The organism is Aliarcobacter trophiarum LMG 25534 (assembly GCF_003355515.1).
Taxonomy (GTDB): domain Bacteria; phylum Campylobacterota; class Campylobacteria; order Campylobacterales; family Arcobacteraceae; genus Aliarcobacter; species Aliarcobacter trophiarum.
In genome coordinates, this window is sequence record NZ_CP031367.1 from 415,278 (window position 1) to 433,002 (window position 17,725).

The 17,725-nt window shown below is 25.6% G+C and carries 15 protein-coding genes and 3 tRNA genes; 5 read left to right on the plus strand and 13 right to left on the minus strand.

Annotation, left to right across the window (positions count from 1 at the left end; translation table 11 throughout):
* Positions 1 to 51 precede the first annotated feature (51 nt).
* On the plus strand, positions 52 to 2,187 hold the full coding sequence (locus ATR_RS02215; RefSeq protein WP_115427871.1) for a diguanylate cyclase domain-containing protein: 2,136 nt from the start codon (positions 52 to 54) through the stop codon (positions 2,185 to 2,187).
* A 2-nt stretch (positions 2,188 to 2,189) separates the two neighbouring features.
* Here ATR_RS02215 and ATR_RS02220 read toward each other — a convergent pair whose 3' ends face one another.
* The 3 genes from ATR_RS02220 to pdxH all read right to left on the minus strand — a co-directional run bounded on the left by ATR_RS02220 (position 2,190) and on the right by pdxH (position 4,174).
* Complete coding sequence (locus tag ATR_RS02220; protein WP_115427872.1) at positions 2,190 to 2,534, minus strand: hypothetical protein; 345 nt, start codon at positions 2,532 to 2,534, stop codon at positions 2,190 to 2,192.
* Between the two features lie 87 nt (positions 2,535 to 2,621).
* Positions 2,622 to 3,509 (minus strand): cation diffusion facilitator family transporter, encoded by an 888-nt coding sequence (locus ATR_RS02225; RefSeq protein WP_115427873.1) that lies wholly within the window; start codon positions 3,507 to 3,509, stop codon positions 2,622 to 2,624.
* A 20-nt stretch (positions 3,510 to 3,529) separates the two neighbouring features.
* Positions 3,530 to 4,174, minus strand: coding sequence for a pyridoxamine 5'-phosphate oxidase (gene pdxH / locus ATR_RS02230; RefSeq protein ID WP_228254243.1), 645 nt, complete (start codon positions 4,172 to 4,174; stop codon positions 3,530 to 3,532).
* A gap of 167 nt (positions 4,175 to 4,341) precedes the next feature.
* Here pdxH and ATR_RS02235 point away from each other — a divergent pair, with 167 nt between their 5' ends.
* Positions 4,342 to 6,042, plus strand: coding sequence for a bifunctional diguanylate cyclase/phosphodiesterase (locus ATR_RS02235; RefSeq protein WP_115427875.1), 1,701 nt, complete (start codon positions 4,342 to 4,344; stop codon positions 6,040 to 6,042).
* Between the two features lie 33 nt (positions 6,043 to 6,075).
* Here the strand turns inward: ATR_RS02235 and ATR_RS02240 are convergent, their stop codons facing one another.
* On the minus strand, positions 6,076 to 6,585 hold the full coding sequence (locus ATR_RS02240) for an NADPH-dependent FMN reductase (RefSeq protein WP_115427876.1): 510 nt from the start codon (positions 6,583 to 6,585) through the stop codon (positions 6,076 to 6,078).
* Between the two features lie 128 nt (positions 6,586 to 6,713).
* On the opposite strand from ATR_RS02240, the gene ATR_RS02245 reads away from it, so the two are divergent.
* On the plus strand, positions 6,714 to 8,588 hold the full coding sequence (locus tag ATR_RS02245) for a sensor histidine kinase (protein ID WP_115427877.1): 1,875 nt from the start codon (positions 6,714 to 6,716) through the stop codon (positions 8,586 to 8,588).
* A gap of 11 nt (positions 8,589 to 8,599) precedes the next feature.
* Here the strand turns inward: ATR_RS02245 and ATR_RS02250 are convergent.
* From ATR_RS02250 to ATR_RS02285, 8 genes are all read right to left on the minus strand, one after another.
* Positions 8,600 to 8,675: transfer RNA gene (locus ATR_RS02250), tRNA-Phe, on the minus strand.
* Between the two features lie 17 nt (positions 8,676 to 8,692).
* Positions 8,693 to 8,777, minus strand: a tRNA-Tyr gene (locus ATR_RS02255).
* Positions 8,778 to 8,798: 21 nt separating this feature from the next.
* Positions 8,799 to 8,873 (minus strand) — tRNA-Gln (locus tag ATR_RS02260).
* 71 nt (positions 8,874 to 8,944) lie between these two features.
* Positions 8,945 to 9,694 (minus strand): hypothetical protein, encoded by a 750-nt coding sequence (locus ATR_RS02265; protein ID WP_115427878.1) that lies wholly within the window; start codon positions 9,692 to 9,694, stop codon positions 8,945 to 8,947.
* A gap of 8 nt (positions 9,695 to 9,702) precedes the next feature.
* The gene (locus tag ATR_RS02270; protein WP_115427879.1) at positions 9,703 to 11,814 is read right to left on the minus strand and encodes a hypothetical protein; all 2,112 of its coding nucleotides are present in this window, start codon (positions 11,812 to 11,814) and stop codon (positions 9,703 to 9,705) included.
* Positions 11,815 to 12,759, minus strand: coding sequence for a hypothetical protein (locus ATR_RS02275; protein ID WP_115427880.1), 945 nt, complete (start codon positions 12,757 to 12,759; stop codon positions 11,815 to 11,817).
* Positions 12,760 to 12,761: 2 nt separating this feature from the next.
* Complete coding sequence (locus ATR_RS02280; protein WP_115427881.1) at positions 12,762 to 14,249, minus strand: UvrD-helicase domain-containing protein; 1,488 nt, start codon at positions 14,247 to 14,249, stop codon at positions 12,762 to 12,764.
* Positions 14,250 to 14,278: 29 nt separating this feature from the next.
* Positions 14,279 to 15,508, minus strand: a complete 1,230-nt coding sequence (locus ATR_RS02285; RefSeq protein ID WP_115427882.1) for an HD domain-containing protein — start codon at positions 15,506 to 15,508, stop codon at positions 14,279 to 14,281.
* A gap of 231 nt (positions 15,509 to 15,739) precedes the next feature.
* Here ATR_RS02285 and ATR_RS02290 point away from each other — a divergent pair, with 231 nt between their 5' ends.
* Positions 15,740 to 16,297, plus strand: a complete 558-nt coding sequence (locus ATR_RS02290) for a GNAT family N-acetyltransferase (protein WP_115427883.1) — start codon at positions 15,740 to 15,742, stop codon at positions 16,295 to 16,297.
* 57 nt (positions 16,298 to 16,354) lie between these two features.
* On the opposite strand, the gene ATR_RS02295 is transcribed toward ATR_RS02290, so the two are convergent.
* Complete coding sequence (locus ATR_RS02295) at positions 16,355 to 17,227, minus strand: metal ABC transporter solute-binding protein, Zn/Mn family (RefSeq protein ID WP_115427884.1); 873 nt, start codon at positions 17,225 to 17,227, stop codon at positions 16,355 to 16,357.
* 119 nt (positions 17,228 to 17,346) lie between these two features.
* On the opposite strand from ATR_RS02295, the gene ATR_RS02300 reads away from it, so the two are divergent.
* On the plus strand, positions 17,347 to 17,721 hold the full coding sequence (locus ATR_RS02300; protein WP_115427885.1) for a Fur family transcriptional regulator: 375 nt from the start codon (positions 17,347 to 17,349) through the stop codon (positions 17,719 to 17,721).
* Positions 17,722 to 17,725: the final 4 nt, after the last annotated feature.

Consider the following 17,725-nt stretch of genomic DNA (forward strand, 5'->3'; position numbering starts at 1 on the left):
AAAAAATATGATATTATCTAAAAATATAATTTATTTAAAAGGGAGAATTTAGTGTTTAAAAATAGTTTATTTTCAAAGATAGTTTTTATATTTACTCTTCCTGTTTTAGGAATTTTATATTTTAGCTCTATTACTGTCTTGGATAAAACAGAGCTTTTAAACGATTTTAAAAAAAATGAGCTTAAAGTTGAGTACTTAAAAGAGAGTCAAAATATTATCTCATCTTTAGAAAAAGAGAAGATTTTATCACTTAATTTTTTTAAAGATCCTCAAAAATTAGATTCTTTATTGGAACAACAAAGTAGCACAACTCAAAAGATAGAAAAGATAAATAAATTAATAGATAATTTACCATGGAAAGATAACTGGAAAGAGCAATTAACAAATTTAAAAATATCTTTTACAAGTTTAGATGAATTTAGACAAAAAATATTAAAAGATGAGTTAGATGAAAATAGTATAAAAAAGCACTATAATGAGCTTATCAAAGATATTATAGAACCTCTTTTTTTATTAAAATTTAATACTAACACAATAAATTTCCAACAAGAACTTTTGAAACTTGAAGATATAGTTGTTGGAAACAATAGTGTTGAAAAACTATTAAATAGTTTTAATTTCACACTCTACTCTTTAACAAAAGAGTTAAAAGAGCTAGAGGATAAAGTAAACTTTGATAAAAACTTGAGCTATCTTTTCTTTTTCTTCTGTATTTTTACTTTACTTCCTCTTTTCTTTATTTTAAAAAAAATAATTTCTGAAGAACAGAACTCTTTTTTAAAGATACAAAAACATAAAAACATATATGAGTTACTAAATCAAGCAAATAAATTTTTAGCAAAAACATTTAAAAAAGATGATTTGTATCTGGATATTAGTGATCTTTTAAGTGATGGAAAAAATCTTAGTTTTAGTTTTATATATGATTTTGAAAATAGAACAATTGTTGCAAAGGATGGGGTATATAAAAATATTGTTGTAAATCATGTAAATAAATTTAGTGACTTTTCTCAAGAAAATATGATTTCAAAAACAATAAAAAGAGAGTCAAATGTTATAATAAATGATTTTAAAGAGAAAAATGTTTCAGTTTTTTACTCAAGAGCCTCTGAGTTTAATATAAATTCAATGGCAACTTTTCCAATAAAAAAATTTAATAAAGTTGTTGCAGTATTAATTTTATACTCAAATGAATTAAATTTTTTTGATAGTGAAGCTGAGATACTTTTTGATAAATTAGTTCTTGATATTACAAATTGTTTAGAAAAAATTGATTATGAAGAGAGAAGAATGAAGCAAGATAGTGAGCTAAAACTATCATCTTATGCCTTTGATACATCAGCTCCTATGTTAATTACTAATGATAAAAACATGATAATCAAAGTAAATCAAGCCTTTTGTAAAATTATGACTTATTCAAAAGATGAGTTGCTAGGAGAAAATCCACGAATATTTAAAACAGCTCATCAAGATAAGGCTTTAGTAGATAGATTATGGAGTGATTTAAAGATAAATGGTGCTTGGACTGGTGATTTATATAATAGAAAAGCAGATGGTACTATTATAGCTTTAAGAGCAACAATATCTGTTATTAGAGATGAAAATGACAATATTACTAACTATTTGGCTCAATATATGGATATTAGTGAGCAAAAAGATAAAGAGAAGATTTTGGAGTATCAAGCAACACATGACAACTTAACAGGACTTCCAAATAGGCTTCTTTTAACAGATAGAATAGAAAGAGCAATTACAAAAACAGTAAGGCATAATATTTTTGGTGGTTTAATATTTATAGACTTGGATAATTTTAAAGAGGTAAACGATACTTTGGGACATGATATTGGAGATGTTCTTTTAATCACAGTTGCAAAAAAACTAAAAGAGTGTGTAAGAGAGGAAGATACAGTTTCAAGAATTGGTGGAGATGAATTTATAGTGTTGCTTGATAATTTGGGGAATAATAGTGATGACGCAAGAAGAAATATTAATTTTTTAGCAGAAAAAATAAAAGATGCTTTAAACAGTATAACACATCTTCAAGGTTACAAAAATGTCTCAACTCCTAGTATTGGAATAACACTATTTCATGATTCAAGTGTTAGCGTTCAAGATATTATAAAACAAGCAGATACAGCTATGTATAGTGCAAAAAAACAGGGAAAAAATACAATAGAATTTTTCTAAATTTACTCATCCCACAATATAGAGACACCATAATCTCTATCTAAAAATACATAGTTAAGATCTTCACCTTTTATCTTTTTTGAGTATAAATTAATTGCAATAGTACTATTTTCTATAGTACTAATATCATGATAATTTAATCCATCTTTTTGTGTTGTTTTTAAAATAACATTTGAGAAAATCTTGAAATTACAATATTTATAAGATTGAATAAAGCTACTATTTTGAATACCTTGTTTGGAATAAATAGAACTTTCACAAGTGTATAAAACTACATCATCTTTTTTCTCTTTTTTATTTATAGCTATAACTTTTGAGTTACAATTTGGACATTTTCCTAAAAACATATCTATCCTTTAATTTTTTAAATTTTACTAAAAAAAATTAAAAGATAGTAAAAATATGTCAAATTGCAATATTTTTTATTTTATAATCTAAATTTTGCAGTCATTTATTAAAAAATCGTCGTAAGGGTCCATATGAATGTTAATAATCCAATCTCTATCTTTATCAAGTACTTTTATCTCTCTTTCTATTTTATCAGAGATTTTATGTGCTTCCATGAGAGTAATTAGACAATCAAAAACTAGATGAACCTCTACAAAAGTCTGATTTGACACCTCTCTAGTTTTTAAAAGATGATAAGCATTTACTCTATCACTATTTTTTATAATATCCTCAATTTTTAACACTAAATTACTATCTAAAGATGCATCAAGTAGAACTAAAATACCTTTTTTTATTAATTCAAAAGAACAATAGATTATGTAAAAGGCGATACAAACTCCTATAATCACATCAAATATTTCAATATTTGTAAATTGAACTAAAACTAAAGATACCAAAACAGCTATATTACTTAAAACATCAGTTTTATAGTGTAGAGCATCAGCTTTTATAACCATAGAGTTTGTTTTTTTTGCAACATAATTTAGATATAAAACTAAAATAATTGTAATAATCAAAGAGACTATCATTACATAAATTGATATATCTAAATATTGTGAAGTTTCATTTAAAATAGCTTTTTTTATAGCTTGATATAGTAAAAAAAGACCGGAAATAGTAATAATTGTCCCTTCTATTACAAGTGCTAGAGCCTCAATTTTACCTCTACCATAGTTGAAATTTTTATCAGCTGGTTTTTCTGAATTTAAAATTGCAAAGTAGTTAAAGATTGATACAAACATATCTAAGATTGAATCAATAGCAGATGCTAAAACAGCTACAGAACCGCTTAAAACTCCTAAAACAAGCTTTATTAAAGTTAGTATTGCTGCAACACTTGATGATATTATTGTTGCTTTTTTTTGTGGTGTCACTAAAATTCCTTATATATAAATTATGGAGCTAATCTTTTAATACTCCATGAATTATCCTCTTCTAATTCATATAAAAATCTATCATGAAGTCTATCTTCTCCACCTTGCCAAAACTCAATTTTTATAGGTTTTAAAATATATCCACCCCAAAAAGATGGAAATGGTATCTCTTTATTTAAAAATTTTCTTTTCATTTCATCAAATTTTTGTTCCAATAAAGCTCTTGAACTAATAGTTTCACTCTGTCTTGAAACCCAAGCTCCAAGTTGACTCCCCTTTGGACGGCTTAGAAAATATTTTAATGACTCTGCTTTTGATATTTTTTCAATTCTTGCCTCTATTTTTATCTGTCTTTCTAATGCCAACCAAGTAAAAAGAGCAGCAGCTTTTGGATTTTCTTCTATTTGTTTTGCTTTTTTACTCTCATAGTTTGTAAAAAAGACAAAACCTTCATTGTCAAAATATTTTAATAAAACAGTTCTGCAACTAGGTAACATATCATATCCAACGGTTGCTAATGAAAAAGCATTTGGTTCTAAAAGATTTTCATTTATAGCATCATTAAACCAAGTTTCAAACTGTTTAAAAGGGCTTTTGTCCAAATCTTTTATATCAAAATCTTTTGTAGTATATTTTCCTCTTATGTTTGCTAAATCCAAAATCACTCCTTTTCTAGATAGATACTTAAAGTAGAGTATAATTTTATATCTTCTTTATTTAAAATCTCTTTATCAATATATTTGTTGAAAATTTATAAAAAATAATTATTTTTTTATAATATTATAGTATAATTCAGCTTTAGTTCTTAATTCATTTATAAATGGGGAGCACATTGGAATTCACACTTTTAGAATATATATTTTTTCTTCTAATATTTATTTTAATTATATATATAATAATAAATTCTTTTATAAGCAATAAATTAAAAGCAAAATTTAGAGAGCTAGAGAGAAAATCAAATATATTAAGACAATATAATAAAGCTACAAAAACATCAAATATAATCTCAAATAGTGATTTAAAGGGAAATATAACCTATGTAAATGATACTTTTTGTGAAGTTTCACAATATAAAAGAGAAGAGATTTTAGGAAAACCTCATAATATTTTAAAAGGTGAAGAAGATAGCGAAATATTTAAAGATATGTGGAAGACTATAAAAAATGGAAATATTTGGAGAGGAAATATAAAAAATAGGAAAAAAGATGGAACTTTTTACTATATAAATACCACAATATCACCAATCTTTGATGAAGATGGAAATATTTTTGAATATGTTGCAATTAGGCATGAAATAACAGATTTAGTTTTAAAAACAGAAAAATTAAATAGGATTTTAAGAGAAGATTATCTTACAGAAATAGGAAGCCGATATAAGTTAATAGAAGATATAGGTAAGAAAGACAACTTGAGTATATCAATACTAGATATAAAAAACTTTAGTGAAGTAAATGATTTTTTTGGCTATAAAATAGGGGATTATATTTTAAAATTGGTTGCAAAAAGAATTGAAGAGTTAGTGATTAAGAAAACAAAGTATAGTGTTTATAGACTAACTTCAGATGTTTTTGCAATATTAGCTTCAGATGAAGAAAAAAGTAGTTTTATGAGAAATATTGAAGAGATTTCAAAAATAATATCTTCAAAAGCAGTTCGTGCAAAAGGGAGAGAGATATTTGTTTCTTTAAATATTAGTTTCTCTTTTGAGCCAAAAGAGACACTTCTTGAAACAGCAAATGTAATTAGAAAATATACAAAATCTCATCCAAATCAGATTATTTATGATAGAAGCTTAGAGATAGAAAAAGATTATGAGAAAAATATATTCTGGACTTTAAAAATAAAAAAGGCTCTTGAAAATAATGATATTATCCCTTATTATCAAGGAATATACAATTTACATACAAATAAAATTGAGAAGTATGAAGCTTTAATGAGATTAAATGATGGTGGAAAAACTGTATCTCCATTTTTCTTTTTGGATATTGCAAAAAAATCAGGACAATATTTAAAACTAACAAAAAAAATGATAGATAATAGTTTTGAATATTTTAAAGATAAAGAGTTTGAATTCTCTATAAATTTTACTTTTGAAGATATTGCAAATAAAGAAGTTTCAGACTATGTTGTAGATAAGATAAAAGAGTTTAATATTGGTAAAAAAATTGTTTTTGAAATTGTTGAGAGCGAAGAGATAGATGACTTTGAGCTAATAGATAGCTTTTTTCATACTATTAGAGATTTAGGTTGTAAAATTGCGATAGATGATTTTGGAAGCGGTTACTCAAATTTTGAATATTTGATTAAATTAGATGCTGATTATATTAAGATTGATGGTTCTTTAATTAAAGATGTTTTAATAAGTAAGGGAAATGAGAATATTATTAGTATGATTATAAGCTTTGCAAGAGATCAAGGCTTTAAAACTATTGCTGAGTTTGTATCTAGTAAAGATATCTTCGAAAAGGTAAGAGATTTAGGTGTTGATTATGTACAAGGGTATTATATTCATGAGCCAAGTGCAGAAATATAAGATTTTAATAAAAGAGCTTAAGAAAAAATATTCTTAAGCTCTTGATAGTTTTGTAAGATTATGTAAAATTGCTATAGCACTATTTTTATTAAGTGGTTTATCAAAAGTTGTTAAAATCTCTCTAGCTAAAATATTTGCTCCTAAGTGTTGGAACATAATTCTCATAGCTTGAAGACCTTTTTGACCTCCACCTCCACTATGAGTTGCAAGAGCAACAATTTTATCATTAAAAGCATCTCTCCAATTTTTTGTAGCTCTTGATGTCCATGCCATAGCATTATTTAGAACAGGAGGCATAACTCCGTTATATTCAGGAGCTATAATTATAAAAGCTTTTAAATCTATAATTTTTGTAGCTAAATCTAAAACACTCTCAGGTATTCCATTTTTCTCCTCTTCTACTGTATTATATAGAGGTAGGTTATAATCAACTAAATTTATAATTTCACTATCATAGTTTAATTCAATTGCAATTTTTTGAAGTTCAATAGCTAGTTTTTGGTTGTTATTTGAACTAGCAACTATTATTCCTATTTTTGACATAAAAAATCCTTTTATTAAATGGTTATTATTATAGCAAATCTATACTTTTTTATAATATTAAAAATTAATAAAATTTAAGATTAACATTATATAATTTGTCAAATTATCTTAAAATCAGAGAATATAGAGTGAAAATAACTAAAGAAAAAAAAATTGTTCAAAGAATTAAGTTCATTCCAGTTATTTTTGTAGCTGTTATTTTAGTTCTTATACTTTTTTTCATATCTTTTGAAGCAAAAAATACATATGAAGAAGAGAAGATTGATATGGAGCAAGACTTTATATCTCACAATAAGCAGAATGTTCAAGATGAGGTTTATAGAACTTATAATTACATAAAATATCTTCAAGAAAATACAGAAAATGAGTTAAAAACAACTATAAAAAATAGGGTTTATGAGGCCCATGCACTAGCAACAAATATATATGAAACTTATAAAGACAAAAAGAGTAAAGCTGAAATATTTGAACTTATTAAAATAGCTCTTGATAAGATAAGGTATAACGATGGTAGAGGTTATTTTTATATAGATGATATTTATGGGAACAAGCTTTTACTCCCACTTGATAAGATAAATGAGGGGCGAAATTTTTTAAATTATAAAGATGCAAATGGCTATGCTTTTGTACAAACAATAGTTGATAGTATAAAAAATAAAACTGAAAGATATGATGAGTATGTCTGGAAAAATCCAAATACTTTAAAAGATTCAAAAAAGATAGCATTTTATAAATACTTTGAGCCTTTTAATGTAGCTATAGGAACAGGTGAATACCTTGAAGAGTTTGAAGAAATGGTTCAAAAAAAGGCCATAGAATATATAAATTTAATAAGATTTAGTGGTAGTAGGTATATTTTTATTGTAAAAAATAGTGGAGAACTTTTGGCTCATATAAAAAAAGAGCTGATAGGAAAAGATGTAAGTTTTGATGTTATTTCAAAAAATGATAATAAAACTTTTTTAGAGTTAGCAAAAGATGGGGATGGATTTTATAGTTACTATCAAAAAGATTTAGATGAGGCTACAAAGGATATAAAAACAAGCTATATAAAGAGTGAAAAAAGATGGGGTTGGATTATTGGGGCTGGGTTTTATGAAAATGATCTCGAAAAAGATTTAATCTCTTTGAGAGAGAAAATAGATGAAAAATATAGTGCTTATATGAAGAAAGTCTCTATTTTATTTCTAATACTACTATTCTTTCTATTTTTTATATCAAAGAAATTCTCAGATTATCTGCAGAAAAAACTACAAGATTTTAAAAATGAATTAAAAAAGAACCAGAAATTTTTAAATCAAAAAACAAAGATGGCTACAATGGGTGAGATGATAGAAAATATTGCTCATCAATGGAAACAACCACTATCTTTTATAACTATTAGTACAAGCTCTATGAGATTAAAAAAAGATGCAAATATATTAAATAATGATGAATTAATTGAAGGCTTAAATAAAATTGAAAGTAGAGCAAAATATTTGGCTCAAACCATTGATGATTTTAGAAACTTTTTTAATCCAAATAAAAAGATTTGTAGTTTTTTACTTGAAGAATGTATATCAAAAACTTTGAGCTTAAGCTCTATTTCGTTTAATACAAGTAAAATTAATATTATAAAAAATATAGAGAATATAGAGTTTATATCAAATGAAAATGAGTTAATACAAGCATTTTTGAATATCTTAAATAATGCAAAAGATGAGCTAGAGAAGAGAGATTATGATAGATATATTTTTATAGATATATTTAGACAAGATGGATATATTGTTTTTGAGTTTAAAGATAATGCAGGTGGGATAAAAGAGGAGAACTTATCAAAAATATTTAATTCTCATTTTACTACAAAAGAGGATAAACAAGGGAGCGGAATAGGGCTTTATATGACAAAAGATATTATTGAAAAGAGCCTATTTGGAACTATTGAAGCCCAAAATGTAGAGTATAGTTATGAAAATAAAAACTATAGAGGCGCAAAATTTATAATTAAATTTAAAGATAAATAGATTTTTTCAAGTGGTGGCTCGAGACAGAATCGAACTGTCGACACAAGGATTTTCAATCCTTTGCTCTACCGACTGAGCTATCGAGCCATATTAAGTTTTAAAAGTGGTGGTGAGAGAAGGATTTGAACCTTCGAAGCCGTAGGCGGCGGATTTACAGTCCGCAGGATTTGACCACTCTCCAACCTCACCATAATAAAAGTACTTAAAAATTGGATGGGGTAGAAGGATTCGAACCTTCGAGTGACGGTACCAAAAACCGTTGCCTTACCGCTTGGCGATACCCCATCATTTTAAGTGGACGGTATTGTATTATTTTAAATATTAAAATAAGCTAAAAAATATGCTTTTTATGGAGATTATTCATAAAAAGCAGGAATTGGCGGAAAGGTATCAAAAGACCTTTTAATAGCAAAAGAGATTGAGTTTTTATTTTTATGATTTTGCATAGGGTTTGAAAATTGTAGATATTGTATTGACCAATCAATAGTTTTCTCTTTTTTGTAGGCAAATGCAATTTTTTTACCACTTCTTAGAGAGTTTTCATAGATTGTTTTTGCATAATCTACTATATTTGGAAACTCTTTTGCATTAAGTTTATCTCCCCAACAAAAATAGACAAATTTTCCAAAAGGAAGATAGTTCTTTGCATCTAAATACATAATTTCTCTATCAAACTCTGTATTTTGGTTTGAATTGTATTTTTCTAAATCTTCATTGAATTTCGATAGAAGTGTACTTGAATCTATATGTGGTTCTATTAGATTAAATAGGTTTTTTATCTCTACTATTTTTCCTTTACAGCTCTCTTTCATAGCTTGTTTGAAGATAGTTATATATCCTTCACTCTTTAGCTCTATTAACTCATCAAAAGCGTTAAAATCCTGTTCTAATAAAAACTTATTTGAATCAAATCCCATAGGAGTAACAACAGGATTATAGATAAAAATTGTACCAATTATATTTTTTTTTCTATCATTTTTTGTTTTTAATAAACTCTTTATATCCTTTGGATTTAGATTTTCTTCTTCATCTTTTTTGAAGTAGATATAACTTTGTGTTAAAAAAACCTCTTCGTATTTTGTCTCTATTTGTCCAAAATATTGCATATTTCTCCTTAATTTTCTGAATTTATATATGTTCTAAAATCACCACACTCTTTTAGTAACTCTTTATAGTATTTTGTATCTTTGTAGTTGTTTTTTAGTTCATCAAAATATTTAGCTCCACTATTAGATAAAAAACTCTCATAAAACTCACTATTTAAACCATAATAGTATTTTTGCTTATTATCACTAAAATAAGAGCTACTAGATTGTGGATATTTGCTATATTTTAAATCATATATTGCAAGATTTGTTTTTGAAATTTGATATATAATTTTAGCCTTTTGTTCTTTGTCTTTACTGTTTGCTAGGGCTATTTGGTAATGTCTAAGCGCTTTATGTAACTTATCTTCTTGAAGTATTGGGGTATGTATTTCTACTACGCTTCTATGTGTTGTTGTAGCTTTTGAACTATTTCCAAAGTAACTAAGATTAAAATATAGATTTGCCAAAAGATAATTGTCCATAGAGCTATTAGGATTTTGTTTTAGCAAATTTTCTATCTCTAAAGCTTTTTTTAAAAAGTTTCTATATGTAAAATTGCTATTTTTTCCACTTCTATTGTTTCCTCTAATAAAACCATTAAATGGATTAAACTCAAGTTTTTCTTCTAAAATAGGTGCATTTGTATCTAATGCTTCTTTGAATTTCAAAATATTAATTAGATTTTTTACCTTTGTTGTCTCAAAAGAGTAATCTATATCACCCTTTGAGCTATTTTTCTCTTTTTTAAATTTTTCTTGTAGATACTCTTTTAGTTTTGAATTTGGCTTAGTAGTTATAAATTCTTCAAACTCTATAATCATACTTAAATCAAATTGACTAAAATCCAAATAATTAATATTTTGAGAGCCATAAGATAAAAATGGTTCATTTTGATTTTTATAAAGTTTGCTTAAAATTACTTCAAATGTATAGTTGTGTATTGCATTTGATGGGTGATTATCATTTGTAAGCTTTTGCATTTTTTCAAAAATCTCATTTTCAGTTTCTATATCAATTTTTTGAAGAGAGTTAAGATATAAAATATAGTTTAAAGTTTCAACTTCATGATTGTTTGGGTACTCTAGCTGTAGTTTTTTTACTATGTCATGAGCAATTAATAGTTTATTTTCAAAAAAGTTAAAGTAAGCCTTGCTCAAATTTATAATATACATATCATCTTTTTTTACACTATTTAAAAAATCTAATAGCTCTTTTTGTAGTACAAAATTTGTTTCACTATTTTGATTGAAAAAGAGTTGTGAATTTATTAAAGTTCTTAGTAAAAGTAGATCAAACCAATTTGAATTTTTATTTAAAGCATATATGTTTTTTAGTTCTTCAAGGGTATTACTAGAGCTTTGAAGAGCTCTCAAAAAAAAGATTTTCTCTTTTTCATCACTATTTTGTGTCATATTTAAAAGAGTATTAAAATCTAAATCACTTCTTATGTGATTGAAATTATAAAAACTTAAATGGGAGTTTATTTTACTTTTATCTAAAAGTTTAGAGAACTCATAAACTCCTAAAACCTCTTTTTTATTTTTTATCAATGCACCAGCATTTATTCCAGAAATCCAATCTTTTACAATACTAGGCTTAGATTTTTCTAAAAGATAGCTATACTTTTCATATATTTTAAGAGGCTCTTTGTAGTTATAGTGAGCTAGTCTAAAAGCAAGATAGAAATATCTGAGCTTAAAGTATTCATCTTCTGATTTTTCAAGTTCTAAAATAGCTTCATCTATTAAGTTACCACAATTTTTTGGAGCTGGTTCATAATAGTTAAAAGTTACACAAGCCTCCTGTTTTTGGGCAAATTTTATATAGTTCAAGAACTCTTTGTTTTTAAGTTTATCTAGGTTTTTTCTTTTATACAAAAACTCTTCTATATCTTTTTTACTATAGCTTTTTTCAAGTGCAATACTCCACTCTTTTATATTCTCTTCTTTATTTTTTTTCTCATAATCATAAATCAAGGAGTTGTAAACTGAAGGGTTGTTCAAATCTTTATATTCTAAAAAAAACCAATCTCTTTTTTCTAAAAACATATACTCTATTTCATTTGGGTCATCATAAGATGCACAAGAAAAGAGATAAGAGTTTAAAAAAAATATAGATAAAAAGGCTCTAAATAACATCTACTCTCCTAATATTTTTTCAAGATTATACTTAAGTTTATATTTAATTGTGTAAAAAATTACCTCATTAAAACTATTTTTGCTTAATTCTTTAAAATCTTTTAGAGCAGTTTTTAGCTCATCCTCTTTTGGTTCTTCCAACCTAAAAATATCATCTTTATAAATATACTTTCCCTTAAAATAGTGGCTACTTAAGGTTTTATATCTATTTTCCTCTATTTTTATAAAATTTTCATTTTTAAAATCTTTACTACTTATATTTTCAAATAAGTTTATGGCTTTTTTATCTCTAAACTGTACAGCTTGTGAGTATAAAGGAAGGGCCAATTTTAATCTTAGAGGATATTTGTCAAAATTATAGTGATACTTTTTTGCTTCACTGTTATCTAAAATATAGTTTTTTGTATCAAAATCACCTAAATTTGACATATTGTAATACATTAAAACTCCATAATCAACAGGTGGAACTCCTGTCTTTTTGAAATATTTTATTTGATGAAGCCTAATAGTTGAGCTAAAAGTGATATTTAAGCTATTTTTTAACTCATTTAAAAAAAGAAAATAGTTATCTCTTGAACTATCACTCCAATCACAATCTATTTGAAGCTCATTAAAATTAAAATCAAAGCTTTTTAAATCTCTTAAAATATTTTGGCTTAGAGTTTTATAGTTAATATTTTGCATGGTTTTATTTGTGATATATATTACTGGTATAAACTCTTTTGGTGGTTTTGTAGCAAAATTTGTTTTAATAATTTCAAGTTGATTTGAGTAGTAAATATCTAAAACTTTTATATATAATTTCTCATTTTTTATCTCTGTTTTATAACTATTTTCCCAAAAATAATATGAAGCAAAAAGCTCTTTATTTTTGTCCTCTTTTTTATAAAAGATATAAGATATTACAATAAAAATAAAAAGAGCTAAAATAAAATATTTTTTCAAATCTACTCCAAATTAGTAAGAATAATAGCTTTTTTTACTCTTGTACTTGCTACATAAAATATATTTAGCTCTTCATTTATTTGATTAAAACTTAAAGCTCGTTTTGTATTTAAAATATCTTTTTTTGTAATAAAATCATCTACCATAACAACTTGATTATACTCCATACCTTTTGCTTTATGACTAGTTGTAAAGATAATATCTGCTTCATCTTTATTTGTTACAAGCTGTTCTTTGATCTTTTTATTTATCTCAAAAATATTATCTCCATAGCTATTTATAAATCTTATGATATTTAAGTAGTCTTGATTTTTTGTCTCTTTTGCAAATGTTTCTAATTCAAATATTGTATCAAAGTTTTTTATTTCATCAATAGTTATCTTCTCATTTTTTCGGTTTTTAAGATAAAAAATAGAGTAAACAGTTTGGTTCATAAAAGAGTATGAGTTATATCCACCTTCAAAAAAAAGCTTTTTATTTGAGTGAAGATATTTTACTATCTCTTTAATAAGCCCAAAAGTCGTCCTTGAAATAATTGTAAACTGTTCCCTGAAATCGATATTTTCAGTCCCAATTTTTGTTTCAACACTATTTTCTAAACCATTTAGAACTAGATTTTTTGAGTTATTTAATTCATAAAAACTATTTAGGTATTTTTCTAAGAATTTTGCATAGCTATTTGAGAATCTAAAGCTATGAGTTAAATTATATGATGGTAAATCGATTTTTGCTAAAGCATTTGAAGCATATCTAAAACTATAAATTTGCTGAAAACTATCTCCTACATATATCTTATTGCAAGGTTGTTTTTCAACAATTGCAATCATAACATCGCTTATATCTTGTGCTTCATCAACAAAAATTAAATCGTAATTTAAATCAAAAGAGGCTTTTTTATTTAAAAAAAACATTTTTAGATAAAAGTCATGAATAGCCTCTATTTTCCCAAGCTTCATTGAGCTTAATATAAGTTTTAGATGTTCTAAAAGATTTTTTTGCTTACTTTTTAAAATATCTAAAATTTTTGCACTAAAATCGCTCTGTTTTGTAAACTCTTCAAGAAGCTTTAAATCTAGCTCTATTAAATTTGAGTTACAATAAAAATTCACAAGAGATTTTAATAAAGATATGTACTCTAAACTAGGATAGATATTTTTGCTATTTTTACTAAACTCAAACTCTACAATTAGTTTTTCCAAAATAGTTGTTTTTAAATCAGCTACAAGTTTGTAGTTGTAGGCCTTTGTTTTATTATATGCTAAAGAGTGAATTGTACTTATATGTAAATTTGGTAGATGAAACTCTTTTAATTTCTCATTTAAAGCAACTTGCAAAGATTTGTTATATGCTAAATATAGTATTTTTAGTTGCGGATTTTTTTCTGCATATAGAAGCAAAGTTGTGGTTTTTCCACTTCCTGCAACTGCATTTATTTTAAAAGATTGTAAAGAGCTATTTACAATCTTTTCTTGTTCATAGGTTAATATCACTTAGTTTAATACTCTAATTGTTTAAAAGTTTATTCAAAATCCAAAACAGTTTGAGTTTGACCACTACTTCCAAATTCGCTATCAATTTCAATAGCAATTTGTTTAAAATCAACTCCATTTATCTCTTTTAGACCTTTTAAAATCTCTTTTTTCCCACTTATAAGCTCTCTTGATTTAATTCCATGAGAGATAGATAAAGAGGCTTCTACAAAAGCTGAAAGTTTATCGCACTGTTTTAAAGCTAAGCCATCGATTGCTTCAAATTTATCAAGATTATATTTGTTTATATCTTCAACTTCTTTAATCTTTCCATCTATTTTTACTTTGTTTGCAAACTCCTCTTTTTTTCCATCATAAAGACCTAAAATATATGAGAACTCCTCTTGAATCTCTATTGGAACATTTGGTAAAATATCATCCTCTATTTTTGCAACTTCATACTCTGCAATAATATCAGAAAGCTTATCTACACTATATTTTACTGGGCTTATAATATCTCTTGTAAGAGCTTCTGGTAAGTCATGAAATAGTGCTGTAAAAAAGTTATTTTGTAGTCTTTTATCACAAGCATTTACTTTTATAGAGTAAAAATATGAAAAAAGAGCAACTGTTAACATATGACCTAATACAGAAGTTTCTGGAATTCGTGGAGTTTGAGCCCATCTTTTTTGAAATCTTAATCTTCCACTTAAATCAATAATTTTTGCTAATTTTTTATTTAAAGCTATTTTTTGAACTCCTAAAAGCTCATAATAGTCTTCAATCTCAACATCAACTAGTTTTTTTACCTCTTCTATATCACTTAAAAATTGACTAGTTTGATAAACAATTGAGAACTCCCATTTAGTTGATAAATAAGAAGCAGCTTTTAGTATAAATCTCTCTTTTTTGTACATAGAGCTATCATTTAAAAAAGCTTCAAACTTTTGTAAGAAGTTTCCACCATCTATATCTTGTAATGATGGTTTTAACTTTTCAACTACCCATGAATTTATCTCTTTTGATTTTTTTTGAAGAGCTTTTCTAAAAACATCTGGTCTTATATCAGTAACAACAACTCTTCTTAAAAATTCAAATATACCAGCTTCTATTAGATGAGTAAAGTTAATATCTTTTTCTAATTTTGCAATAAAATATGCTATTACGAATTTGTGGGCTTGTTTATCGAGCTCTACTAAATCAACCATTCTAGGGTAGTCATTCCACCTTTGAATAGAGGCACTTGAAAAAATATAATCAATAATTTTTGGGTTTAACACTATTTTTTATCCTCTTTTTTACTATTTTTATCTCCACTATCAAAAAACATAAGTTTTTTCCCTAAAAGCATAGCTCCAATAATCAGAGTCATCATCAAATAAACTTGCCAATCTGCCATAAATGCCCCTTTTAAATTTACTTCTATTATCTCATAATATCTATAAAAAAGATATTTAATCACCTAAAAAGTAATAAAGAAGTATAATTTAATTTATTTATAAGGAGAATTTATGATAAAAAAAGCAGATAAAAATAGTATAGAAAATATTTCAACTCTTATTTATAATGCGATATTAAATGTAGCAAATACCTTAACAGGAGAAGATGAAGATAAAAAGATTTTAGAAACTTTAGATTATTATGTAAAAATGGATATTTGCCGACTTAGCTATAATAATATCTATACATATAAGATAGAAAATCAAATAGTAGCTATATTGTTGGTTTATAACTCAAATGATGTAAAAAAGTTAGATTTACCTATGTTAGACCATTTAAAAACAAAAGGAATTACTCTTAACTCTTTTGATAAAGAGTGTTTTGATGATGAGTTTTATATAGATACAGTTAGTGTAAGCCCAGATTTTCAAGGAAGAGGAATAGCAAAAGAGCTGTTTAGTTTTGCAGAAAAAAAGGCTTTAGAGTTAGGTTTTAAAAAGCTTTCACTTTTAGTTGATTTTGAAAATATAAAAGCGAAATATTTATATGAGAAATTGGGATTTAAAAAGAATGAAACACTTATAGTTTCAGGAAGTAATTTCTATCATATGATAAAAGAGATAAATTAAAAATAAGATTTTAATGTTTATAGATATAATATAGAGAATAAAGAGGAGATTACTCTATTATTCTCTATAGCTTTTTGCTATTTCATCTGCTACAAAAAGTAAATTATTTTGCCAATCTTCGTTTAGTGGATCAATAGAAACTACACTAGCACCAATATTTTGTGAAATTGTTTTTGCACTTTTTTGTGAAAATTGAGGAGATACAAATACTATTTTTATATTATGTTCTTTTGAATCCTCTATTAGTTTTAATAACTCATTTGGTTTAGGTTCTTTTCCTTCAATCTCTATAGATATCTGTTCTAAATCATATCGTACAGCAAAATATCCCCATGAAGGGTGAAAAACCATAAAAGCTTTGTCTTTGTATGGTGTTAAAATCTTTTTTATATCTTTATCTAAATTTTCAAGTTCATTTATAAACTCATTATAGTTTGTTTTATAAAATTCACTATTTTTCTCATCTATTTTAATTACTGCTTCATAGATGTTTTTTGCTTGATTTTTTACACTTATTGGGTCTAACCAAATATGTGGATCAAGTCCATTTTCATCTATATGGTTATCGTGTTTATCATGTTCATCTTCATGATGAGTGTGTTCTTGCATTGCTATTTTTTCTACTCCAATAGTTGTATCTACAAAAAGTGTATTTTTTGCATTCTGTTTAAATCTACTAATCCAAGCTTTCTCACTAGGTTCTCCTATCATAAAATATATTTTTGAGCTGCTTAGAGCTTTCATTTGAGAAGCTTTTGGTTCAAAATTATGTGGAGAGCTTCCAGGTTTTATCATAACATTTATATTGAATTTATCTTTTACAATTTTTTGTACAAAATATTTTTGTGGTAGAATTGTTACTGTTAGTTCTTGTTTTGAAGCAAATAAAACTGTTGTAAATAGTATAAAAATCACTAAATAATTTCTCATTTTTTTTCCTTTGATTTGGATATTTGCAACTTAGTTGCAAATATTTTTGACATTTTAAAACTTTTTTTCTTTAATGCAACTTAGTAGCACTTAATTTAAATTTTGGTAAAATTTTTTTTATGAATAATAGTTTAAATCAAGAAAATCTCTCAAAAATCAAATTAACAACTGCTAGAAGAGCCATTTTAGACCTTTTACAATCTTCAAACAAGCCTTTTTGCTATGAAGATATCAAAGATAAAATATCTATGGATAAAGCTACTTTTTACCGAAACATTACAATTTTTGAAGAAGAAAATCTTATAAACTCTTTTGAATCAAATGATAAAAAAAGATATTTTGAGATAAAAGATAAAAAACATCTTCACTTTATTTGTGATAACTGTTCAAATATTGAGTGTATTTTTGAAAAACCAGATTTTCTTTTAAAAGATTATAAAATTGAAAACATTATCCTAAAAGGGAAATGTAAGGAGTGCAATAAAAATGGGTAATTTA